The organism is Carboxylicivirga linearis (assembly GCF_018271995.1).
Lineage (GTDB): Bacteria > Bacteroidota > Bacteroidia > Bacteroidales > Marinilabiliaceae > Carboxylicivirga > Carboxylicivirga linearis.
This window is the reverse complement of sequence record NZ_JAGUCO010000008.1, coordinates 84121-107710: the sequence shown is the minus strand read 5'-3', so window position 1 is coordinate 107710 and position 23590 is coordinate 84121. Positions and strand designations below refer to the sequence as shown.

Sequence of the window (23590 nt, the reverse complement as noted above, 5' to 3'; positions counted from 1 at the left end):
TTATTATATCACTTTTGTTTGTGTCATTGTTTAAGTTGCATCCTCTGACAAGTCAATCATTATATGAAACATCTCCACATTTGTTCCGTGAATTGTTTTTGCAATTCTAAGATGATTTATATCGTCAAACTTATTTGCCATATCTTCAAATTTTTTTGTTGTATTAAATGTGAAATTTTCGGGAAATGGACAAGCAGCTACATCTTCCTTGTATGAACTCCAAGTTCTATCAAATGTGGATGATGTCCCTCTGAAGTAAATAATCATATAGTACCTCTCAAGGTTTTTGGCGTAGCCAAACGATTTCAATACATGCTCTTCCGTTTTAGTTTGGTCTTTTCCTGATAAATTTAAAGCCTCTAATAAGGCAAATGCAGTGTTACCTTTTTCTATTACTAGGTCTAATTCTCCAGCATCTTTACCAGTTGATGAACTCCCTTTTCTTGGTTGATCACTAATGCTCCAATTCCAAATTTCAAATCTAAGCCGAAGAGCTGCAAGAAATAAATCGTTAAATCTATTTTCATGTGTAATTTGTTTTACACTTTGAATTTTATCAATCAAAACTTTGGATGCTAGAACAATCTCGTGCAACACAAACTCATTCAAATTTCTTTTATCGTTTATATCAATAGGGGTTGTATGCGGAATATCTTTTGCTCTGATACTTTTAATTGCTATTAAACTTTTTTGAATACTATTTAAAGCTTCAACTGTAATTGATTCGTCAATTATTCTTTGAATTTCGCTTGGAATTGAAACTTTGGATTGTGTTAAATACTCTTTTGATTTTTGTATGTAATCAATGGCAATTCCGTGCAAATCTCTTTCAATATAGAATCTATATACGAATGGAATTGTTTCAATATCATATAGAAAGTTTTTCGAAAGCGTATTTATAATTTGGTCAAATCTTTTCGCATCTCCTATTGTTGCAAAATAGTATAGTTTATTTCGTTCAATTGCATCATTCAATCCAACTAATCCTTTCTTTTCATCATCAGAAAGGCTTTCAACAAAGGTTTCCCAATCTTGATATGCTATATTTAATAACTCTGTATTCATTCTACATTAATTGCTTTTAAAGTTTTTGCTTGATATAAATGGAATGCATATCTGATGTTTTTTGGGGATTCTGTCCGAAGGGAATTAAGCAATTTGATTGCATCATCATAGTTTTGGTCATTATATAATTTGAACAACGCTATATAAAATTGTTTTACTCGTTGCATTTCATTGTCTCTCTCTTGATATACATAAGGTTTTTGAGGAACGTTAATAGCATTAAGTTTAGTGAAATCTTTTTCTTTGAATGCCAAAAGTAGATTTACTTCAAACAGAAGTTTTTCACTATTATCATCATGATGTTTGACTCTTTTAAAATGGGCTTGTATTTTATCTAATAGTGGTTTTGTGAATCTTTCCCAATGGCTTTCAGAGTTTATAGCTTCAATAAGTGCATCTTGAAGTTCTGTAACAGAAAATACCTTTAAAATGTATTCTTCAACTTTTAAGTTGTCAATTCTTTCAGAAATAATTTTTCGTTGCTCTATTGAGTCTAAAATATTGATTGCTGTAAGCATTTGCCTAATGTCATTATTTGATTCACAATAGGTTTTTACAAACTCGTTTGCAGTTGTACCTCGAAAATAGTTTATGCTTTTGTATAACAAAGAAGTCAAATGTTGATAATACATGTCATATCCAAATACACTCAACACCTCATTAAATGCGTCAATTCTCTTGTTGGGTAAATCATCAATAGAGTAAAGCAAAGAAAGTTCACGTATCCATTTTTCAAGTTTGTCGACCACATCTTTAACTGGCATTCCATTAAATTGATACAGACTCTTCGTTTGATTGATAGATATAAAGCCAAGCATCAATGATTTTAAGTAGAGTTTGATTTTTTCATACTGCTCTTTGTTTTGGTCATCATATTTATCTGCATCCGTTTTGAACTCAAGCGATGCCAATAATTTATTATTGAAACTTTCAAAGCTTCCATTTTTTTCAAAAAGAAGAAATAAAAACCCCCAATCAATTATCTCAAAACCAAATTCACCTATCCCTCTATGAGCTTTCTTTTTTTCTGTTTTTCCATTAAAGTCTAGAATTTCAACTTCCTTTTGGAAGTAAAACATTTTTAAATACTCCTCGATAGAAGTGGATAACTCTATTGTTGTTTCTGTTAGTTTTTCGTTTTGTTCATTAGAAATTTCGCCTTCTGCAAAACTCATTTTTCCAAGTCTCAAAATCTCAATTGACAAATCAAGAAGACCTGATTTTAAATTTAAAGTTCCCGTGTGTTGTGGGTAATTTGATAACAATTTGGTTTTGAGATAATCAAAAATGTGTGGCAATAGAGAAACTATTATTCTCGGATTGAATAATGGCCTTGGATAAACATTGAATTGTTTTATTCTTTTGTTGCGTAATAATTTCAGCGCATCATTATATCGTTTTCTTAATGCGTTGTGCCTTATATTGTTATTGCGATTATAAGCGTTGTGCTTAAATACATTACTTACCAAATCAATTAGAACTTTTGCAATTACTTTCCCCTTTTCATCGTCATTAGAGTGAAAAGACGAAAATTGCTCTAATGTATAATCAAATAATTCAAGCCATATTTGATTTACAAATTCAAAATGTTCCTCCTCCTTTCTTTCGTTGTTACTTGATATTTCTTTTAAAAAATCATCATCAATTTCAATCTTATCAATTAATTTAAAAGCAATAGGGATTAATTCTGAATCAGTGAGTAGATAAGGAATAAGGAAAGGGTAATGTTTTGGAATTTCACTATATAAAGTCCAAACTAAATATGGCATTCTCGTGTCTTTAAGAATCCATAGAGAGTTTTTAAATGGTTGCTGGTGCTTCGACTCATTATTAACAATAATTCTAAGTAAGGAATAACAAAAACTACGTGTTTTTTGATAGTCAAAAGCATCTTGGTATTTAAACTTATAATAATTTACGCTTTCAATAAAATCGTAAGTGTTGTCGTAATTAAATTGAACAACAGGAATTTCATCTGTAATCTGAACGTGGCGGAAACTCTCTGAATCAAGCCATATCTTTCTAAACTCATCATCGGACTGCAACAAATCACTTTCTGAATTTAGAAATTCAACAGCAAGTTCATTAATTTTCGTTGTATTACTGAGGCTTAGGTAACCATTTAAATTATCAATCCAAATTCCAGTACTATCTGTTAGTTTAAAATACCTTTTAAATTCTTTTAGGGCAGGATTATCTCCACTTATCAATAACCAAAGAGTAGCAGCTATTTCATTTCTTAAATGTTTAGTGTAATCGCTTCCAGAGTTCCAGTTATAAATATTGTTTTCTTCATCAAAGCTTACTATTCTTCGTTCTTTTAAAAATTCTATAGTAACATCTTTAGAAGCAAATTCATTTAATACATTCTCTAATTCTGATTGTGCAATTGTTAATTTTGCATCTTTAAAACAGCGTTCGTAATATATCTTTAGACACCGAACAAAGTCTGTTTTGTCTTCAGGAATTTCTATTGGTTTTCCTTCTTTTTCGTAATAGCCAACTTGCCATAAAAAACTGCTAATCAGTCTAGGTAAAACAACGTCTTCAGAAACTATTCTTACCCATCCAATCTTTTCAAAATCATCAAAAGTTAATGTCGTTTTATTGTTTTTGTTGTATTCATTAATAATTTGTTCAAATACACTTTTACTACGGTCTATAAACTTTAATTTAAGTATGATGTGAGATAAAGTAAGCGAAATGTTGTAACGAAGGTTTTCTGATTTTATGTTAGTATCAACGTAGTTGATGTAGGCGTTTTTTTTATCTCTCGCTAAGTAACCTAATCTTTCACTTAAAGATTTCAGCTTTTCTTGTGTTGTGTATGTAGAGGGTAGTTGCATTTATTTTCATACTTGTTTAAGTTCGCTAGAGCCATTGACACGGCATTATTCATGACATGGATATACGAAATAAGGTGTCTTTATAATCCTGAGATAGCTCTGCAACTATCATGGACTGTCTTTTATTTATGTCTTATGTTCATACTCAAATATATGATTTCAATTGTAATTAATATCAAGAAAAAAGAGGGAATCCATAGGAAACCCCCTTTTCTAACTTATATTTTTTACCATTATGTTTTTTGTTTCTGCAATCATTACCCACTTAATAGTTGTTCTAAGCGCATAATCCTGGTTTGATTAAAACGGATAGAAGCATTGTTTTCATCTATACTTTTATTAAGGTTTTTTATAGAGCTCTCAGTGTCCAAAATTTGCTGATTCAGTTTTGAAACTTCTGAATTATGCGCAATTATCAAGTTTTTAACTTTTAATCGGTACTGGTTGATTTTAAAAACTAAATTGCTGGATGATTCCAACGACAGTTTGTGAGGTGTGATTAGTTTAAAATCTGCCAGCGTATTATTTATTTTAACCGCTTTCTTATATTCACCGTTTAGGTAGGTGTTATATAGGTCGGCATCGGATAACTGTAATATTGCCTCAAGTTTTTTTGTTTTTATCTCCTTTATTTCGAAAATCTTCGAGCAAAAGCGCGATTTTTGCGCAGAAAGTTCAGTTATTTGGGCTTTTAAAGCTGTGTTTTCTGCGCAATTATTAGCAATTGTTCGTTCTGTATTGGTAATCATTTGGCATATTTCATCAATTTGTAGGGTACCATTCACCTCAATTTTCTTGTTTTTAACGCCTTTAATTGGTTCGTTATGCGATGAATTATCTGGTAAATTAACTGGTGAATATTCACCGTTTGCTTTTTTCATGCGTATTAGATAATTGGCTTTGCTTCGGCACTTTTCAGAGCAATAATTAGCATCTGTTCGTTTAGTGTCAACTTCAGTGGAGCATAGCATACATTGTTTCTTCATGATAGTATTGATTGTGGGTTGACAGTTGACGGTTGGTTTGGAGTGATTTTTGGGGTAATGTTCACGTTATTAGCTTATTGGTAATTAATATTGAGGGGTGGCTATGTCAAGTCGTATTTTGTTCTTGTTATTTCAGGTTGATAAAATGAAATTGCAAGAGCTGATCTAAGTTGCATGTTATGTGTGTATTATATCTATTGTAACGAAGTGGCAACTGTCAATTGTCAAATTGCATCTTTGGACCATTTGCGAATTGTTTCATGACTGACACTAATAATTCCTGCAATTTCTCTTAATGACATATCATCCCGCTTTATTAAATCAATGGCAAATAGCTTGCGGTGGTCGTTAGTGAGTTTTAATGGATTACTGGTTGTTATTATCTTGTATAATTAAATCAATTGTGATTTTATTTCCCGACCCAAGGGTCGGAAATGAAAATATTTGCGCAACATATGTAAATCAATACCTTAGAGGTTGCTCCAAGGTCATTCATTAAATATGAAGTGTACGCATGATTATAGAACCTTAATCACTGTTGTGGTAAATTGTTTTGTAGCCTGCTACTCTTGTAGCACTTTGTTCAAGCGGGGTGACTGATGCCTCAATAGTCACATAGGTGAAGGTGTCGGTATAAGTTAGCTCATATATGCTGGAGGCAATACCTTCATTATTCACACGAGTGATATTATTGAAACTGCCAATTGACATGCCATTGGGTAGATCACTACTGTCGCTAAAGTTAATATATATACCTTCTGACACTTCACCCAAGGACCGTGTACACATCGCTTTTACATGTATAGTTTGAGGATACTGAATTAGATTGGTGTCTAATTCAATACGAATATATTCAGGATAGGCCGGTGTAAATTCAATATATTGAGAATAGCTATAGCTCGTAGTGTTGGAAATGCTAAGTTCTTTTTTGCCAAATTCCCTGGCTTTTATATAAAACTCGCAGGTACCATCGGGGCGTACCATTGCTGTATCTTTACTTAATCCATTTAAAAACATAGCATTATTGCATTCAATAATAATTTCATCACCCATAAAGTCGCCATGTTCATTACTTAGTTTAATTTGCCCATAGCTATGGTTATCAGCAATAAACGTAGAATTGGTGGTAATGTTGTAATACAACGATTGACCAACAGTTTTTAGTTGAAGACCCTTTTGAAAAAGAAAACCATCATGTTTTAAGCTTACAATACCATCGCCCGCTGCATTCGCAAACAAAATATATTGCATTTCATTGGCATTCACAATCAATTTTTTACTGCGCTTTTTATCAGTAAACAGACCCCAATTGCCGGCTTCTAATACCAAGGTATCTCCAAAAAGCGAACTTGGCAGCGAGAGCGTCACAACTACAAAATCAGTACTATCAATAAATAGGCTGGATTTGGAAAAACTAAATGTGGCATAAGCATTCGCTTCATAAGCGTAGTCCGGTGTGTCAAAACCTTCTTTACATCCCCATAGAATAGAAATGATTACCAGAAGAAGGATCAGTGCTGTATAAGTGCTTTTCTTACTCATTTTGTTCGTTGTTTTTTAAAGAAAGTATATGTTAATGCAAAGGATAAGCTGGCTCTTATTTCATCGTAATAAATGTTATCTATAGGGGCTGTATCAAACAAAGTGTTATTGTCGTAAATGCCCTTCCAATAGGGTGATATTTGTTGAGACTGGTAGATGTTTGCGCCACAGCTCAGGTGTATTAAGCGCGATTTATTGTCCGAAAGTGTCAGGCTCAATCCTAAGATAAAATGAAATTGTGGTTCCTCTTCCACACTAACGGCCGGCCCCGATGAAAACGATAGCCAGTCAAAAAAACTATAGTTGGCCAAAGCAACTACTCCGAACGGACTTGGCTCGTACCCCGATTGAAACAGCTGGAATTTCGTGTTCCCGCCATCTGTTACTGCATGCCATTTGTAGGTGAAGTTAGGTTGGCTGAGCCCCCCTGCAAAAAACCCTTGACTAAATGAGAACCGATTGGAATTTTTGACGATGAGCTTTCTGCTGTTTTCTTCAATATTAAATTGAGCATGCTGGGGGAATTCATCCCTGGCTTCAATACCTACTTTAAGTTCCAGAAAATCAATATTGCGTAACTGAATGTTCGTGCGTCGGTACTCGTTATTCCCTTGCAGATTAAGGGCCATCTGATAATTCAACAATTCTTCCTGTGTTGGCAACGAGCCTATTAAGGTTGCTAGGGCTTCCTGATGTTTCAGGTCATTATTTAAACTATCAAGTTTATTCTGTAATTTTTTTTGCTCATCGTTGCCCAATACTGTTTTTACTTTTAATTTGTTAATCAGCTTTTCTATCTCTTCTATTTTAGTCTTAACTACTTTAGTTTCACCTTTTTTTGCTTCTATTGATTTTTTCTCCTCTTCATACTTGTTTTTATCTGCTAAGTATTTTTTTAATAATTTATTTTCATTTAGTTGGGCTTCAATAGTCGCTTTTATCGTTGCTTTTTTTATCAAGTCATTTTGCAATAGGCCTCCATTGTGTCGTATGATTAAGGCTGCTTCAGATGCTTCCTGAAAAACGATTTCAGTAACCTTCGGATTGTAAATTGTAGCTCCATAAGGATCTTGACTTTTAATTAACTCAGCTTGAATATAAGTAAGGTAGATGTAAAAATCGTAGAGCTGTTGATAATATTCATCATAGTATGTTGTTTTACTCGCTTGAGCAGTAGCCTCCTCAGTCTGTTGCTCTTTCACAGTTTTTAAAAAGCTAATCTTACTACTAAGGTTACTTATCCATGTACTGTTGGAATCTGGGTAAGCGAAGTTTTTAAACAAGAGGGGCATCGGGGTCGTATTGGTATGGCCTTCGCTTAATAAATCAACATTAAAGACATGGCGATTTACATTAACAACACGTATAGACAGGTTCTTCTTTGATAATAGTTTTTCTGTATTGCTATTAAGTGGTTTGATATCAATATCATCCTCACTATTCTTACATTGTACAATATACCAGCCCTGCATTTTTTTATAAAAGTCATAAACAAGAATCACCTCATCATCTTTCAATTTTTTAATGCGAAAATTATTACTTGTATCTGCCAATAGGGTTGTATCAAATCTGGTTTTTACTTTGACTTCAGGATATTTTAAGTTTAAGGATTCAAGAATTATAGTTTCCGCTGCAGTATCTTCCTTCTGTCCTTTAACCTTTTTGTCATTTATAAAAAGCTCATACGATGTAATATCCTTAATGGTCTCACTTTTTTCCAAGTATATAAAATGCGGACATGCCCTCTGATAGATTGGAGTACTTATTATGTCACCTCCTTTTTTAAATTCAACCTTATATTTTGTCCATTCTATATCTGTGGGGTTCTTAAGGTCTTTTTGTATTTCAAATACAACCTCTTTACCACTCTTAGGCTCGAATTCCTTATCTAATTGTAGTGTTAAAGGCTTGGCTATAAAAGTGACTTTGGGTGGGCTGGATATTACTTCTAACTTTACATCGTTTAGTTGTAATGTAAAATCGTCTATTGCCTTAAGCTCATTAGGCTCAAGGGATATTTTTAACTTATCATCTTCTGTAATCTTAAATTCAGCCTCTTTCTCTTCTTTATTTTCATCTTTATAAATTAGTTTACCTACTCTACCTTTTAATTCTGTTTTTACAGTTTTACCATATACTATAACCATCTCCTTTTGGAGGTCTTCCACGCTGTAAAACTCAACAAAGTACTTCTCGTCTTCGACTTGTGAAATGTAAATTTGTTGTCCGTAAAGTAACAGGCCATTGGCAACAAACAGTAATGTTAATAAGTGCTTCATATTACATTTATATTTAGGTTAAATCTTGATTTAATCATATGCAGAGGCAGAACATAGGAGTATGATGCTCCACCGGCAATAATAATACCCACTAAGTCGCCTTCAGCGGTATACACAGCTGTACCAGAGTCGCCGGGTGATGAGATGGGAGTGGTGTAAATAAGGTGACGTATTAATATTTGTTTGCGGCTGCCCTCAAAATAATAGCCAATGTTCCGGCTGTTGTTAAGCACACATACTTTTCCATAACGCAATTCTTTCGATTTGGCCCCATATGTGTACAATAGTTTTTCGGACCTGAGATCTTCGGCATTCAAACGCCGTTCCCTTGAGAAAATAATATTTTGGTATAGGCTATAGTCGTTCTGTAACACTTTAGCAAACGCAATGTCTACTTGTTGGCTTAACTCACCAAAGCCCTTCTGAGAGAGTTGCAACCCTTGTTGGTCTAAATTAATTATTTTAGCTTCGTTGTTGCCATAATACTTAACCCTAAAATCCGGTTTATTCCGGTTCTCGAGTTTAAAGTAGTTCGAAAACAGAACATGAAAACAAGACATCAGAAATACCTGTACGCCACCTTCACTGCCAAAGTCCATGCTAACTAGGGCCCCGGCTGAACCATATGTAGAGCTATAGCCCTGTCTACATATTCTATCGCCATAGCGATAACCAAAAGGCTTTACTGCTTTCTCTATCACAACATCTGTAGGAATTTGGTAACCCTTGTAGTTGATGTGTGGGGGGATAGGCTGTTTTAAGTTACTCTTTTTTGTGCGAACCTGAAACACCAGGCACAAAGGTTCTCCTTGACTGGCGTCTTTTTGGCGACCTCGTCTTTTTAGTCCAATACCCACATTGCCGCTATAGTTCGAGAATGTTTTTTTCCAATCATCTTCTTTAGCAGCTTGTAGTTCCTCTAGTAGCGCTAATTGCTGCTCATCTGTTAAATCTTCAAAAGCCATATTAATACTTATTGTTTTGATTCGTAATCGATATTACACTCTATGACTGTATGTCGTGTAATATTAGTTATAACACAATCAACCGATTAATAGCAGGTAATGAGATACTTAATTTATGTATTGAAGTCTAGCCTAATAATAACTTTAAAAGCGTTTTATAATAAGCAAATTATTATAAATATATAATATTGTCAAATATAGAAGGCTAAAACTTTTACCACTTAATTTACTCTTAAAAACATATGGCTTTTGCAGTCAGGGTTGAAATTTTGGATGGTATGTGGTTTTATGCTACATCAATTCTGCAGTTTATTAGCAAGGGGGGAAGGGATTAAGTTTATGTGAAAATATTTAAGTCAGGTTGTTAGTAAGTAGAGTGTCACGTTTAAATTATTATCACTTCACTTAAACGTTTTATTATGTCCACTCTTGTTTCGGTCATAATCAGAAACAATGGTAATAACTTCTAGCAGACAATTAGAATTACTCAGCATCACCGGAGGATGGGGCAGTATCAACGGAACATCTATGCCAATCGCTATCGTTGAAAAAACAAAAAACAAATGGTAGAATTGGTATGCGATAAATCTTAAGCAGTCGACTATACTTGATACTTCATATTTGTTTATTAGTCTCAATTGTGAAGCGTTTTTTTGTGTCACAGGGGATTGAACCTTAGTCTGGAAAATATTTCGCTGCCAGTTGAGCAAAAGTAATATGCAACTTGCCTAAATCGTTAAAAGCCTCATCATTAATAACACTTAAAATGGGCTTACATGTTAGTATAATGTTTACTGTATTTAAAATGCAAAAAGTTGATTGCTTGTAAAATATTTCGTGATATTTTCTTGCCATGTCACCCGCAACAGGAGTGTAGTGATAAAACATACTGAAATATTTATAATTTATATAAACATTTTGTGAACTACTAAAATTAGTAACTTCTTTAAGCCTTTTGAACTTACTTCTCTCTGTCAAGAAGGCTCCAGAAGCTAAACAGTTACTTATTATGCTATCTGGACTTTTCTCTTTAGGATAATTTGGAAGTCTTTTATATCGCTCTTTCGGACCATGTAAATGAAAATCATCACGATTTTTCAGGATTGTATTCTTGTTTTTTTGTTTATAGCTGCCTGGGTGTAATTTTTGCATTCTTTTATCAGCTAATTCCTTGCCAAGCTCAACTCTAAAAATCTCTAGTTTTTGGTGGATAAATTCGTTATTAAGTGCATTTACTTCATTTCTAAAGGCAATTTGCTCATCCTCAATATTTGGAGATAGAAATGAAAGCATATAAGCTAATGTAAGAGTATCTGCTGCAATTACTCTGAAATTGTTAGATAATCCAATTGTAATAAATGAATCATTTACATGATGTTCAAGCCCTAAAATAATTATGGCCAGGTTCTTTCTATATTTTAATATTAAGTCAAGAATGATTTTCTCATGTAAATTAACCTGTTGGCCATTCGGATTAAATGAACTTTCAAGTTTTGTACTAATTGCTCTCAACAAAGGAAGAGATTCATTAATCAGGTTTTGCATGGTAGATATAGCCTTAATTTACTAGTTGTTATTATTGAAGATATTACTTGTTTTGATATAACCAATGTAATGCTCGCCTTTTGGTTTGAAAGATGATATGATACCCTTTCTTACTAAAGATTCAAAGGTCTTTAAATTAATTGCAGTGTTCTCAACTTTTATTTGTCGTCTCATTAAGATAGTATTCCATGGTCTAGGAAGTATATTTAGCAATAAGTTAGTTTGTCGAAGATTATATCCTTCAATTACTAAATTGAATAGTTCGAGTAATTTGTTATTATCTGTATTCTTATCAGCAAGAGTGAAAAATCGGTCATATGATAAGGCATTAACCTTCTTCAAAATGTAATAATTCCTTATTGAATCTGAAAGTCCAATTGAGGTTTGAATTATTTCATTAGGTATTTTATTTATAAAGGATTCTTTGTGAGTTGTATTAGGAAGCATGTCAATCAAGTTAGTATAGTCTTCCACTTCAAGTATATCATCTTCATAATTATTAATATAATCCTCAATGTATTCAACTATGAATTTAAGGTGAACATCATTATCGTAGCCTTTCTTAAACCCTTCATACATTTCAAATGAATAAACCAGCCTATGATTCTTTATTAAATTGTAGGCTTTTTCCTTACTGATTGTTTCTTTTTCCTCTTCAGTGATTTTAACATTAAGTTTTTCTGAATAAGCTTTATGTATATTATCTTCTAAATTATTCGAAGTAAGAATGCTTTTGAATAATCCAATGTAGTCATCATTAGGGACTTCAGGAATACTATTAAGTAAACAATCCATGTTTTTTAAATTGTTTAAGAATTTTATAATTGGCTTGTGATAAATTTTATGTTCTTGTGTAACTAATAAGAGATTTTTCCATGTCGCATTAACTTTGTTATCTTCCATTAATGCGCTCCAAAAGGTTTTTGGCATTTGTTGTAAATTACATTTGGAATGACATTTTTTTATTAAGTAAAACTTGTGTTCATTAATTAAACTTTCATTATTAAGTAAGAATTCAATAAACTCAAGTTCTTCATTAGTACTGTCATCAAGTCGGAAATGTACATTTTCAATATATGTATTGAGATTATTGTCAATATAATTGATTAAATTTTCAGTATTTGAATTTTTTATACAGGAGTAATTAGCAAGCTCAAAGTTGTCTAATGGTGCATTGTATCCTTCTAAGATGTATTTAATCATGCTTAAATTGATCTCATAGTAATTAAATTTATCAATGAAATCGAAAAGTGAGTGTTCATTAGTTTTGTGTGGATCTAATTTTTTAAATTTTATCTTAAGTAATTTGATAAGGTTCTTAACTTCATCTATAAGGTTAGATTTCTCATAGTAGTTTAAAAAGTCAGTTTTACCTATAATATATTGCCTCACCCTATCATTTGCATTTTGATTTACAATATCTATTGTGCTACAATGTTCAAGCATTAATTCGAAGACTAAATTTTTATTTTTATTTGGAAATTCATTGCGAATGAAGATCATATTCCAAAGATCATTAAATACTGGAGTTAGGTACCTAATAAATAATCCAGAGTATTTGCCTGCTTCAATATATGTGTTGATGAATGAAAGGTGTAAACTCTCTCCGTCAGATAACTGATTCAATAAAATGTTAAACCTTTTACGATTACTATTTGAATCAAATTCAATTAAGTAATCTATTAGATTAATATTAAGTGAACTATATTCTTTAAAGTCACGAGGCCAAATTTTTTTGAGAATTGCTTCCGGAGATGTAAGTTTATAATTAAATGGTAGTGGGTTTTGTTCTTTGACAGAGTGGATAAAGTCATTGTCTCCTTTTGTTATTCCTCCTTCAATGAAGAAGCTAATATATGACGTATAACTTTCATCTATATAACCATTTTTTAATAGATACGTTAGCAATGGCGGAATTTCTAATTTCTTAAATTCGCCTTTAATTGAATCTTCAACCATGAATTCATATATATTCCATTGTTCAATTTCTTCAATTTGTCCGTTCAATTTATTTATTTCATCTGTTAGTGCATCAACGTTTAATTTAATTAAGTCTTCTTTATCTGCATATGACTGTTCTGGATCAATATTATCTTCTATTTGCTTGAAAGATATTCCTGAATTTTGCTTGTAGTTATTATCATGTGGGTTATAGCCAAATTGTATGTTTGTTTGGTCTTTAAAGCGATTAAAATTTTTACTTTGGATTATTTCTGATTTGCTAATAGTTTCTCCCTCGATATTAAAGTTGAAAATGGGTCTATTTTGTATATGTAATAACTCGTAGAATTTACATAAATATATCATTCTTAGCTCATTGGTGCTTTTTTGGGTTTGGTCTTTTTTTCGTTGTATTTGATCTCGAAGTTTTTCTATTTTTTCAAGTTTATTTTGACTTAATGATTTAGCCCATTGTTTTTTACTTGCTAATATTTTATTAATTATACTCTGATCACTGTAAAGATTTGCAAAGTCAGAAGGATAAACATTTTTATATACAACAAATGCAAATAATTTGCATAGTTTGAGTTCCTCACGTTTTAACTTTTTTCTTATGATATCAAATTCATTCAAAATGTTTATTAAAACTCTCATTTCCTTAACATATAGGGAAAGATCAGAAACTAATTCTTTAAATTCATCATCAAATTCAACATCTTCAATTGTTTCAAGGTAATTACAGAATTTACTTTCTGAGTTTGACGAATTTATGATCGGAATAATTGGAATTATATAATCGAAAAATTTAGTGCGTTCTCCATTAGTAAATAAGTCATCTTTTAAGGCATAAATGAATACAACATCATGTTTAATAGACGAAGATTGGTTGATAAGGAAGTTGATTTCTCTGAGTTTTGAAAAAATTGAAATGTTCATAAATCTGTCCAGATCTTCAAATATGACAACATTAAATTTAGTCTTTTGAAAGAAGTAAATAATCTCGTCTAAATATTGGTTCAGAATTGAGCTTTCACTTCCATTATCAATCTCAATTGAACCGTTTCCATTTTTTAGGTTGAGCTTTTTTATATTTATACGATTCAGAAACCTTATGCTTTTCCATAGAAAAATAGAATTACCTATAATAAATACAATTATTCTAAATAAATTTATTAATGGTTCATTACTATGTATGAATCTAAACCACGACTCTTCGTGTATTAGGTTTATTTTTGAAAGCAAATTGGGATAAAATAATCCTAAAAAGGACCATGACCAAAGGATGATTCCAGTAATAAAAAGTGTTATACTTTGACCAGGGAGGTGTCTAATTCTATCAAATTTTGAATCTGGTAATTTTCTCTTATCAACACGATGTATGATTTGTTTAAGGATGCTATCTTCTAACTGCTCTGTTGTAAGTATTTTCTTTTTTATCTTACCATTTTCATCAATCTGTTCATCTGTGAAATATGCCAATGAAATATCTAGGTAATTAAATTCAGGATAATGTTTTTTGAATGATTGTATAATACTAGTTTTACCAGAACCATATGGACCACTGATTGCAATGTTTTTTATCCTATCCCTTTTATTAAGAATACATTTTAGGGTGTTAATATATTCATCATTCTTTGGTATATTATCTTTTGGTAGAAGAGATAAGATTTCGTCTTTTTTTAGAAATGTACTCTCTACTTTATTAATAGCAATTTTCAGAAGTTTTTCTATACCTATTAATATTGAAAGAGCTAGTTGTTTAACTTTAGTCATAGTATCGTCTGATAATTTGTCATATCCTCAAGCTTAAAAGTAATCATAATACACAAATAAATTGGTAGTTGTATTTAAGTTATTATTTTTAGGTTATGGATATTAAAATGAGTTTAAAACAAATAGTAGAAGATTTAGCCAAAGAGTTTGGTGAAAACAAATATATTCAAGGACTTATTCAGCTTGTTTCTGTAGGAGGTATTCCTTTTGGTCCTGCGATTAGTGCAAGTGTGGTCACTGCCTATAATAATTATCTGTCTCAAAAAATGCGAATATTTTTTAAAGAATTAAATTCAGGTGATATAATCTTAAATGAAGATGTAATTTATAATAATGATTTTCTTCATGCATACTTCTCTACACTTAATTATGTAGTTAACACTCGAACTGATAAAAGAATAATACATTTTGCTAAACTATTAAAAAGTTTATACTCACATGACTTGTCTATAGAAAACCATGAGGAGTACAGTAAAATACTGGATGAAATAACAGATAGGGAGTTTGCAATGTTAGTAATTAAAAAGGAATTTGAACATTCATATGGAATTATGGATAATGATAAGAATGAAGCGCAAATGACTCAGTCTTATTGGGATGTATACGTAAAATCTTTATTTCATCACATTGACATACACCCAGATGATGTTGACTCATTACATTCAAGAGTACAAAGAACGGGATGTTATTTGAAATTTAATGGTTTTTTTGAAGATTCACCGAATCAACATGGTAATACTACAGCTATATTTAAAGAGATTTGTAATATTGTTGAGGAGGAGAGTGTACTAGTTAATACTTAAAGAATACTATTGATTATGGGTGATTTCTTCGAGAAAGTACTGTAGTCAAATAAATACTATATTACAATGATAGAGTATAATGAGCTTCGGAAAATTGCTTTTGCTAGATTCAAAGATGCAAAAACATTGCACTCTCAAGGGAGATATAATGGAGCATCATATCTTTGTGGGTATGCAGTTGAAGTTAAGTTAAAGGCAAGAATCTGTAAAAACTTAAATTGGAGTGGGTTTCCCAGTACAAATGCAGAGTTTAAAGGACTGTCTAGCTTTAAAACTCATAATCTTGACATACTATTATCTTTAAGTGGAAAGGAAGCCGAGTTAAAGAGTCGGCTTTTGGCAGAGTGGTCAATAATTCAAGAATGGGATCCCGAAGCAAGGTATTCACCGGTTAGTAGTGTTAGTAGGGAAGATTCTCAAGAACGAATAGATGCAGTTCATTCATTAATAGCATTCATATGAAATCGACATTTGAAAAGATATATAAGGCATTAGAAATATTCGCCCAAAAGCATGGCGAATTTAATTTTTGTGGTGTTTTTTTAAGAGAAGACTCTAATGATAAGTGGGACTTAATTTTATCGTCAGAATGGATGTTGCAAAATAAAGGGAAGGCTCTTAGAGAAATAACCGATATTTTACCAAAAAAATTGAATCAATTTGAACTAATTAAATTATCCCGCATTGTAATATTGGAAGAAGAACAGGTTAATTCCTTTTCCCAGGCATTTTCCATTAGTGGTGGTAGTAGTCTAGAGATATCCAATTCTAATATTTTTGGAATGCAGATTAAACTTGCATATTTAAAGGATTGTAAATCTTACCTTTAATCTCGATAATCTGCGAGCAATAATGTGTTTTTTGTGCAGAAAGCTCGGTTATTTGGGCGTTTAATGCCGTGTTAAATAGTCAGATGTGACTAATAAAAAAAATATCGAAGTTAATTACCCCGATATTTTCCTACTCACGCAGCTTGAGTGATGCTCTCTAAATCCACCAAGCGTATTGCTAAGAAGTTTATTTCTTTTTACTTGGTTTTAAAGATGGATGATTTGAAGGAGTCTCCTTATTATCTCTTCTTCTTCTATCCAATGTACCATCTTGCTTTTTGGGTTTTGGCCCAGGCTTTATTGCTGTTATCATATCTGTTAATTTTACCCTAACAGGCGGGTCGCCTATAAACCTACTTTAAATGTACTATTTTCATGTCTCTTTACTAAGATAGGTCATTTTGGCTGATTATAATAGTTATATGACTGTTGGTTATATGTTTTCTTACGGAAAGTGACTTAGAATAACTCTTGACCTCTTAAATTAAGAGGTCGCTTTTCAAAGTATGCTTGACTTTAGCTACTTTATAAGAAAATATATTACCCACTTAACAATTGTTCCAAGCGCATAATCCTTGTTTGATTAAACCGCACAGAAGAATTATTTTCATCAATGGCTTTATTCAGATTCTTTATGCTAGTATCAATATCTTGAATTTGCAGATTCAGTTTTGAAACTTCTGAATTATGCGCAATTATCAAGTTTTTAACTTTTAAACGATACTGGTTGATTTTAAAAAGTAGATTGGCTGATGAATCTAATGACAGTTTATGAGGCGTGATTAGTTTAAAATCTGCCAGTATGTTATTTGTTTTAACCGCTTTCTGATATTCACCGTTTAGATAAGTGTTGTACAGATCTGTATCTGATAACAGCAATGCAGCCTCAAGTTTTTTTATTTTTATCTCCTTTATTTCGATAATCTGCAAGCAAAAGTGTGATTTTTGCGCAGAAAGCTCTGTTATTTGTGCTTTTAAAGCTGTGTTTTCTGCGCAAAAGTTAGCGATTGTACTATCTGTATTGACAATCATTTGGCGTATTTCATCAGTATTTAAGATGCCATTAACCTCAATTTTGGTATTTTTTGACCGTTCAATTGGTGAATTAAGCGGTAAGCTAACCGGTAAATTATCTGGTGAAAACTCACCGGAAGCTTTCTTCTTTCGTATTTCATAGTTAGCCTTAGCTCTGCATTTTTCGGAGCAGTAATTGGCATCTGCGCGTTTAGCTTCAAATTCAGCAGAGCAAAGAATGCATTGTTTCTTCATAATAGTTTAGTTGACGGTTGACAGTTGACTATTGTTGTTTTGGGAGTTAATGTGTATAAAACGAATGAGTTACAGTGTTGTGATAAAAAAAGCTGTGTCAATTCGCATTTGTCGTGATTTTTAGTTTGTTGACAGCGCATTATTTTTTAATGTTACATAACTAATAGAAAATATAAGGTTTATGACGGGCATCAAGAGTTGTCAACTGTCAACTGTCAAGTTGAGCTTTGTGCCACTTACGTACCGTTTCGTGACTGGCATTAACAATGCTGCCTATTTCTCTATATGACATATTCCCACGTTCAAGCAATTCAAGCGCAAATAACTTGCGATGGACATTAGTTAACTTTGTCGGGCTTTTTGTCTTTTCAATAGCAGATTTAGCGTTATTCAAAAAGAAGTTACTCAATGCAATGGCACCCTCCATAGCTCGTTCGCTAATAGATTCTTTGGAATCTTCGCCACAAGTCCAATATAACATTTGTAGTATTAGCGCAAAACGAATGCTGTATGTGTCAAACTTGGCGTAAAAGCCTTTGATTCTTGGACAAACGTTACTGCTATTCACTAAGGCTGCATTGTTGTTGTAGTAATCAATATACATTGCCTTGGCAATCGGTGATAATTCAAGTAGTGTAGGAGATAGTATACCATTTTGGTTTCTTTGTAAAGGCAGGTTCAATAAGTTGTTAATTAATTGTGAGTAATTTACCAATACAGACTTTGGCATATCATCTTCTGAGAAGTTTTCTTTTTTTGCATTAGGTGCATTAACAAACAGAATTCTTTCAATAAAACCATTTTTATCACGATCATCTTTAAATAAGCTAGGAAGTAACTCGGTCTGAATACCACCAATGACACTAATGTGAGGAGACATAATTGAAATGGGTTGGCTTCCCACTCGATTCACTAGTATTGGCTTGCGTGACCATATTTTTAGCCATACTTCCTGGTCACTGCCTTTATTGTACTTTCCCATATTATTAAACCATCCTCTCAACTCATCAAAGTAAACACCAATACCACGTTGGTTATGATAATGGATGCGGTACATGGCTTCAAGAGTGGCATCATCTGCAAGAACTTGTTGCAGGTGTGGTTCAATTATGGATTCAGAACCTTCACCTTTTTTACCTTTATTGTACTTCTGATATTCTTTCAACTGCTCTTGGTAGATATTAAAAAATATCTGGTTTTTCTCAAATAAAGGTTTTAATGCCAATGATATAGTATGGCTTTTTGCGACTCCGGTTTCGCCAACAATTGCCATAAATAAGCTAGCTCCTTCATGCCAACTGTTTTTAACTCTGACCTCATGTGTATTTCCAATTGCAACACTAGATGTATAAAGAACTGAACTAAGAACGTATTCAATTGGGAAGTTAAGTCCCATTTTTGCTTCCATAGTATAGTCCTGTATTGGCTTGGGAAAGGCTTCAAATATTGGATTAATCATGTTGCCTCCCTTCTGTTAAATCAAGTAAAGCAATCTGATTGTTGATAGGAGTGTGGGTTAATGGTATTTTCACAACTAACACACTACTGCCTTCACTCCGTTGGGAATGAATAGCTTTTTGTATTGTGACAAAGGCATCAAAGTCTGTAAGCGAACTTAAACCATCTGCGTGATATTCTAATTCTCGAACTTCTTCACACGTTTCTTTATAGAATCTTGCATACTTGTTTTTGTCAATAGTATCAAGTTTACGCATTTTCTGGTCGATTAATTCACTTAATCCATATACTGGATTACAATTAGGATAATTATCTACTCCCATTATTTATCGCTTAAAAGGTTTAACAAATCTTGCTTCAAATAATATACGGTACTTCCTAGTTTTTTATAACTCAGTTTTCCATTGTTGCGCTGGTTCCAAAACCAGGTAGTTTTTCTGTTGAACTCAATTTTTGCATCTTTTTCAGAGATATATTCATCAAGACATGTTGAAGATTTGGAGTTGCCATCTTCAAGCATACTTCGCAGTTCTATAACTGAATTCTTTATAAACTCATAATCTTGTGCTGGAAGGAATACCATACTTTGCTTCTGGTAGTTTCCTGTTTTGAAATTGTCTTTCATGTTTCTTTGCGTTTTATTTTTTTAAAGCATGCTGCGAAGAAATATGAATCCTAAAAACAAAAAGGGGTTAGCTTTTTTTAGTTCTGAGAAAAGCTAACCCCTTTGTTAAAGATGATTTTATTAACCGAATAGAATGTCAAATTTCATGTATTTATTTACTTTTTGTTTAACATGAGTATCCCAAGCCTTATTGTCATCCATGTAACCTAATTCTTGTCTGTTTTTTATCCATTCTTCTTTTGTTGGAAAATCTTCCGTATTAAAGCTGATTGTGCAAAGTGGATATAGTAGTTTACTAATTCCTTTTTTTGAACTCTTTTGAAACCGAAAGCATTCTTTTAGTGATGTGATATCAATATCATTAATTGAAACACTGCAGATGGAGGTTAATGCATAGTCTTGTAAGTCAATATACTCTAGTTCATTAAAATTTAATATATCCATTTTGACTTCATCTAAATACTCTTCAGAGAGTGTTTTCATGGCCTTTGATATACCTGGTGCATTTAGATTTGATGATTTTTTTGTTTTATATTCTTTTACAGCATTAATGTTTTGTTTTTGGTTGTAAAAGTGATTTAAGAAGTTTGGTATGTATCCTGTAGTATCAATTGATTTAAATATGTTACCAAGCTTCAAATAATTAATTGATTCGATAAATTGGTATTTTACTTTGGCTTCTTTTCGTAATTGACTAATATAACTGTTTATTAATTTATTTTTTTCTGAGTAAATATATTTAATGATATCAATGCCAAAAACATAAGCGATTAGTTGAAGGTTTGATTTCATAACTAATGTTACATCCTTATTCGATACAATAGGATTATCAAAAAGAAGATTTATTACTTTATGGTTCTTTGCTAAAATATCTCTATTTTCATATATTTGATAGTTTGTATTGTCGAAATATAACTTTAGATGAAAGAGAATGTATAATGAGATTTTATTTTCGTGTACTAACCTTTTACACTTATTTTCAATAAGGTCTTCGATTTGATTTATTATTTCTGAAATATTGTAATTGTCTTCTCCAAATAATCGATCCATTAATGAATAGTCGGTTTGTGAGTAGTCATTATGGGCATTTTCTAATTTATTTATTATTGATGATGATAGTTTCATTATAAATCAAATTTCTCCATTTCTTTTTCTACAGTGCTAACTAACATCTTTGCATAAATTTGAGTAGTCCTGATTGATTTGTGGGCAAGAATTTTTTGTACAACAGGTAAGGGTATACCTTTATTTAATGCTATCGTTGCAAATGTGTGTCTTGCCACATGATGGGTAAGTTCTTTTTTTATATTTGCTAATACCGCGATGTTTTTTAGATAATCATTCACTTTCTGATTTGAGTATCTAGGTAAAATAAATCCTCCAACTTCTCGGTCTGGATGTGTATTGTATTTATCAATTATTTCTTGTGTCTGAGATATAATTGGAATATGAAGAGGAGCTTTTGTTTTGTCGGACTCTTCTACGTATAAAGCAGTTTTTCCTTTGTCTGTCTTAATGATATTGTTGGTCGTTAAGTTGTATGCATCTGTGTATCTAAGACTAGTAAAACAAGAAAATAAGAAAAAGTCTCGAACTTGATCAAGAGTTTTGTTATTGGAGAAGTCAATTTTTCTGATTGCATTTATTTCTTCTTCTGTCAAGAAACTTCTGGTTGTGGGAGTGTTTTTTAAAGGAAAGTGGATGTATGGATTTTTAGAAATGATTTCTTCGCGTACTGCTTTGTGAAGCATAGTTCGTAGGCGAGAATGGTGCTTATTAATTGTGTTACGTTTAACTTTTTTTCCATTAGGATCTCGATACATTGTAAGCATATACATGTCGTATTGCTCAATAAATTCAAGGTTGATTTGATTAAATGGATAGTCTTTATTCTTGTAGATATTATTAATGAATTGTTCGTAGATATTGTAAGATGATTGGTAATGGTCACAAGTGTTTTCTGCATTTTCACCTTTTTTCCTCATGTCTTCGATATGTTCTGCCATATATTCAAGCAGAAAGCGTTTTTCTTTTCGGTCACCTTTTAAAATTTGTATAATAATCTTGGCTGATACTGGTTTTCCATCATCAAGTAGCTTTCTTCTAATACGGTTTACTTCTGATTCTGCTTCAGTTAACTCATCATTGATCGCCATATTTTTCTTTGCTCGTCCTTTTGCAACGTCCCATCCATTTTCATTAATGTAATAGTTGGTTGCAAATTCACTTTTTCTTCTATCGATTATTAAGCGACCATAGATTTTGTATTCGTCTTTACCTCTAGACTTATTTTTATTCAGATAAAATTTTAAAGAGAATGAATCTGCCATATGAAAGGGTTAGTTAAAATGTTTCACCTAATTTAAATTTCTACTCTTTGGTGAAGAATAGGTGAAACAAAAATAGGAAAAAGCTGAAAAAATAAAAACGAATAAAAAACAAAATCCCTTTGTGGCAAAGGGATTTGAAGTATTCTGAAGAGTTTTGAAATCTAATTAGTGGAGCTGCAGGGAATCGAACCCTGGTCCATACAAGGAAGCCATATGCTTTCTACATGTTTAGCTTTGACTTAATTTTCGAATAACAGCTGGATCAAAGCTACCGACTATTACCTTATCTTCTTAAATTTCGGAAAAAGCCCGAAGCTTACCTTTTCCTAGTTCTGATTTACCAGCATCTCTGAACCGAACCGCCTCAAAACTTAGCATTCGAGAGATGTCTTGTTCCGGCATCTAATGCCGGAATTATGCTTATCTACTATACTTCGATTAAGCTGCAAGAGCGTAATTATTTTCGCCAATTAAAATGGTTGAGATCCGAGATTAACGAGCCAGCATCACGACGCTCGACATGCTTACATACCACTTTGCCATGCTGTCAAATCCACGTCAGCCCCAAGTGAAATATGGTGCAAAGATAATAAAATTACTCCAATAAAAATTTAAATTTCTTTCAACAGAGATATGGTCTGAACAGGATTTTTGGATTTGAAAACATAACTACCTGCAACCAAAACATCTGCACCACAATCTAATAATTTTCTGGCATTGGTATTATCTACCCCTCCATCAACTTCTATCAAAGCACTACTATTTTTCTTAAGTATAAGTTCTTTTAATCGTTCAATTTTTGGATAAGTATTTTCAATAAATTTCTGACCTCCAAAACCTGGATTAACTGACATGAGTAATACCAAATCTAAATCAGTAATAATCTCTTCAAGTTGAGCAACGGGGGTGTGAGGATTTAATGTTACCCCGGCCTTCATACCTTCTTTATGAATTGATTGAACAGTGCGGTGGAGGTGAGTACATGCTTCGTAATGAACATTGTAAATGTCTGCTCCTGCATTTTTAAATGCTTTAATGTAACGATCAGGATCTACAATCATAAGATGAACATCCATTGGTTTTTTGCATTTATCTTTAATAGATTCTAAAACTGGAATGCCGAATGAAATATTAGGAACAAACACACCGTCCATAATATCAAGGTGAAACCAATCAGCTTCACTTTTATTGATCATGTCTACTTCAGATGACAAATTGCTGAAATCAGCTGCTAATAAAGACGGAGCAATCAAATGTTTCATCGGGGTATTAATTTTAATTTGCCGCAAAAATACAATAGAATACAATATCAAAAAAATCACTTTTTAAGATA

The 23590-nt window shown here is 32.2% G+C and carries 19 protein-coding genes and 1 other RNA gene; 3 read left to right on the top strand and 17 right to left on the bottom strand.

The window, feature by feature from the left end:
- Window positions 1–30: 30 nt before the first annotated feature.
- The 8 genes from KEM10_RS12695 to KEM10_RS12660 all read right to left on the bottom strand — a co-directional run bounded on the left by KEM10_RS12695 (window position 31) and on the right by KEM10_RS12660 (window position 14942).
- Complete coding sequence (locus KEM10_RS12695; RefSeq protein ID WP_212216386.1) at window positions 31–1065, bottom strand: hypothetical protein; 1035 nt, start codon at window positions 1063–1065, stop codon at window positions 31–33.
- Window positions 1062–3911 carry a hypothetical protein gene (locus KEM10_RS12690; RefSeq protein ID WP_212216385.1) on the bottom strand — a complete coding sequence of 950 codons (2850 nt, stop codon included), beginning with the start codon at window positions 3909–3911 and terminating at the stop codon, window positions 1062–1064. Before KEM10_RS12690 ends, KEM10_RS12695 begins: the two co-directional genes overlap by 4 nt.
- 257 nt (window positions 3912–4168) lie before the next feature.
- On the bottom strand, window positions 4169–4897 hold the full coding sequence (locus KEM10_RS12685) for a hypothetical protein (RefSeq protein ID WP_212216384.1): 729 nt from the start codon (window positions 4895–4897) through the stop codon (window positions 4169–4171).
- A 528-nt stretch (window positions 4898–5425) separates the two neighbouring features.
- A complete protein-coding gene (locus tag KEM10_RS12680) occupies window positions 5426–6439 on the bottom strand; it encodes a hypothetical protein (RefSeq protein WP_212216383.1) in 1014 nt (337 codons plus the stop codon).
- Window positions 6436–8718 carry a coiled-coil domain-containing protein gene (locus tag KEM10_RS12675; protein WP_212216382.1) on the bottom strand — a complete coding sequence of 761 codons (2283 nt, stop codon included), beginning with the start codon at window positions 8716–8718 and terminating at the stop codon, window positions 6436–6438. Before KEM10_RS12675 ends, KEM10_RS12680 begins: the two co-directional genes overlap by 4 nt.
- Window positions 8715–9683 carry a serine protease family protein gene (locus tag KEM10_RS12670; RefSeq protein ID WP_212216381.1) on the bottom strand — a complete coding sequence of 323 codons (969 nt, stop codon included), beginning with the start codon at window positions 9681–9683 and terminating at the stop codon, window positions 8715–8717. Before KEM10_RS12670 ends, KEM10_RS12675 begins: the two co-directional genes overlap by 4 nt.
- Before the next feature lie 675 nt (window positions 9684–10358).
- Window positions 10359–11228, bottom strand: a complete 870-nt coding sequence (locus KEM10_RS12665) for a hypothetical protein (protein WP_212216380.1) — start codon at window positions 11226–11228, stop codon at window positions 10359–10361.
- Between the two features lie 21 nt (window positions 11229–11249).
- Entirely contained in the window at window positions 11250–14942 is a 3693-nt protein-coding gene (locus KEM10_RS12660; RefSeq protein ID WP_212216379.1) for a YobI family P-loop NTPase, read from the bottom strand.
- 95 nt (window positions 14943–15037) lie between these two features.
- Between KEM10_RS12660 and KEM10_RS12655 the strand changes: the two genes are divergently transcribed.
- From KEM10_RS12655 to KEM10_RS12645, 3 genes are all read left to right on the top strand, one after another.
- Entirely contained in the window at window positions 15038–15745 is a 708-nt protein-coding gene (locus KEM10_RS12655) for a hypothetical protein (RefSeq protein WP_212216378.1), read from the top strand.
- A gap of 66 nt (window positions 15746–15811) precedes the next feature.
- A complete protein-coding gene (locus KEM10_RS12650; protein WP_212216377.1) occupies window positions 15812–16207 on the top strand; it encodes a HEPN domain-containing protein in 396 nt (131 codons plus the stop codon).
- On the top strand, window positions 16204–16575 hold the full coding sequence (locus tag KEM10_RS12645) for a hypothetical protein (protein WP_212216376.1): 372 nt from the start codon (window positions 16204–16206) through the stop codon (window positions 16573–16575). Before KEM10_RS12650 ends, KEM10_RS12645 begins: the two co-directional genes overlap by 4 nt.
- A 187-nt stretch (window positions 16576–16762) precedes the next feature.
- Here the strand turns inward: KEM10_RS12645 and KEM10_RS24540 are convergent, their stop codons facing one another.
- From KEM10_RS24540 to rpe, 9 genes are all read right to left on the bottom strand, one after another.
- Window positions 16763–16888, bottom strand: coding sequence for a hypothetical protein (locus KEM10_RS24540; RefSeq protein WP_262897926.1), 126 nt, complete (start codon window positions 16886–16888; stop codon window positions 16763–16765).
- A gap of 227 nt (window positions 16889–17115) precedes the next feature.
- Window positions 17116–17844: a hypothetical protein gene (locus KEM10_RS12640; protein ID WP_212216375.1), complete on the bottom strand. Its 729-nt coding sequence runs from the start codon at window positions 17842–17844 to the stop codon at window positions 17116–17118.
- A gap of 208 nt (window positions 17845–18052) precedes the next feature.
- Window positions 18053–19303 carry a DUF3987 domain-containing protein gene (locus KEM10_RS12635; RefSeq protein WP_212216374.1) on the bottom strand — a complete coding sequence of 417 codons (1251 nt, stop codon included), beginning with the start codon at window positions 19301–19303 and terminating at the stop codon, window positions 18053–18055.
- Entirely contained in the window at window positions 19296–19625 is a 330-nt protein-coding gene (locus tag KEM10_RS12630; protein ID WP_212216373.1) for a hypothetical protein, read from the bottom strand. Before KEM10_RS12630 ends, KEM10_RS12635 begins: the two co-directional genes overlap by 8 nt.
- Window positions 19625–19927 (bottom strand): hypothetical protein, encoded by a 303-nt coding sequence (locus tag KEM10_RS12625; RefSeq protein ID WP_212216372.1) that lies wholly within the window; start codon window positions 19925–19927, stop codon window positions 19625–19627. Before KEM10_RS12625 ends, KEM10_RS12630 begins: the two co-directional genes overlap by 1 nt.
- A 120-nt stretch (window positions 19928–20047) precedes the next feature.
- Window positions 20048–21052, bottom strand: a complete 1005-nt coding sequence (locus KEM10_RS12620; protein ID WP_212216371.1) for a hypothetical protein — start codon at window positions 21050–21052, stop codon at window positions 20048–20050.
- Window positions 21052–22257 (bottom strand): site-specific integrase, encoded by a 1206-nt coding sequence (locus KEM10_RS12615; RefSeq protein ID WP_212216370.1) that lies wholly within the window; start codon window positions 22255–22257, stop codon window positions 21052–21054. Before KEM10_RS12615 ends, KEM10_RS12620 begins: the two co-directional genes overlap by 1 nt.
- Before the next feature lie 166 nt (window positions 22258–22423).
- Window positions 22424–22823, bottom strand: a transfer-messenger RNA (tmRNA) gene (ssrA, locus tag KEM10_RS12610).
- 45 nt (window positions 22824–22868) lie between these two features.
- On the bottom strand, window positions 22869–23519 hold the full coding sequence (rpe, locus tag KEM10_RS12605; protein WP_212216369.1) for a ribulose-phosphate 3-epimerase: 651 nt from the start codon (window positions 23517–23519) through the stop codon (window positions 22869–22871).
- Window positions 23520–23590 lie beyond the last annotated feature (71 nt).

Coding starts and splice junctions, on each gene's coding strand:
- KEM10_RS12695 (WP_212216386.1), bottom strand. CDS start 1,065: ATGAATACAGAGTTATTAAATATAGCATATCAAGATTGGGAAACCTTT.
- KEM10_RS12690 (WP_212216385.1), bottom strand. CDS start 3,911: ATGCAACTACCCTCTACATACACAACACAAGAAAAGCTGAAATCTTTA.
- KEM10_RS12685 (WP_212216384.1), bottom strand. CDS start 4,897: ATGAAGAAACAATGTATGCTATGCTCCACTGAAGTTGACACTAAACGA.
- KEM10_RS12680 (WP_212216383.1), bottom strand. CDS start 6,439: ATGAGTAAGAAAAGCACTTATACAGCACTGATCCTTCTTCTGGTAATC.
- KEM10_RS12675 (WP_212216382.1), bottom strand. CDS start 8,718: ATGAAGCACTTATTAACATTACTGTTTGTTGCCAATGGCCTGTTACTT.
- KEM10_RS12670 (WP_212216381.1), bottom strand. CDS start 9,683: ATGGCTTTTGAAGATTTAACAGATGAGCAGCAATTAGCGCTACTAGAG.
- KEM10_RS12665 (WP_212216380.1), bottom strand. CDS start 11,228: ATGCAAAACCTGATTAATGAATCTCTTCCTTTGTTGAGAGCAATTAGT.
- KEM10_RS12660 (WP_212216379.1), bottom strand. CDS start 14,942: ATGACTAAAGTTAAACAACTAGCTCTTTCAATATTAATAGGTATAGAA.
- KEM10_RS12655 (WP_212216378.1), top strand. CDS start 15,038: ATGGATATTAAAATGAGTTTAAAACAAATAGTAGAAGATTTAGCCAAA.
- KEM10_RS12650 (WP_212216377.1), top strand. CDS start 15,812: ATGATAGAGTATAATGAGCTTCGGAAAATTGCTTTTGCTAGATTCAAA.
- KEM10_RS12645 (WP_212216376.1), top strand. CDS start 16,204: ATGAAATCGACATTTGAAAAGATATATAAGGCATTAGAAATATTCGCC.
- KEM10_RS24540 (WP_262897926.1), bottom strand. CDS start 16,888: ATGATAACAGCAATAAAGCCTGGGCCAAAACCCAAAAAGCAAGATGGT.
- KEM10_RS12640 (WP_212216375.1), bottom strand. CDS start 17,844: ATGAAGAAACAATGCATTCTTTGCTCTGCTGAATTTGAAGCTAAACGC.
- KEM10_RS12635 (WP_212216374.1), bottom strand. CDS start 19,303: ATGATTAATCCAATATTTGAAGCCTTTCCCAAGCCAATACAGGACTAT.
- KEM10_RS12630 (WP_212216373.1), bottom strand. CDS start 19,625: ATGGGAGTAGATAATTATCCTAATTGTAATCCAGTATATGGATTAAGT.
- KEM10_RS12625 (WP_212216372.1), bottom strand. CDS start 19,927: ATGAAAGACAATTTCAAAACAGGAAACTACCAGAAGCAAAGTATGGTA.
- KEM10_RS12620 (WP_212216371.1), bottom strand. CDS start 21,052: ATGAAACTATCATCATCAATAATAAATAAATTAGAAAATGCCCATAAT.
- KEM10_RS12615 (WP_212216370.1), bottom strand. CDS start 22,257: ATGGCAGATTCATTCTCTTTAAAATTTTATCTGAATAAAAATAAGTCT.
- rpe (WP_212216369.1), bottom strand. CDS start 23,519: ATGAAACATTTGATTGCTCCGTCTTTATTAGCAGCTGATTTCAGCAAT.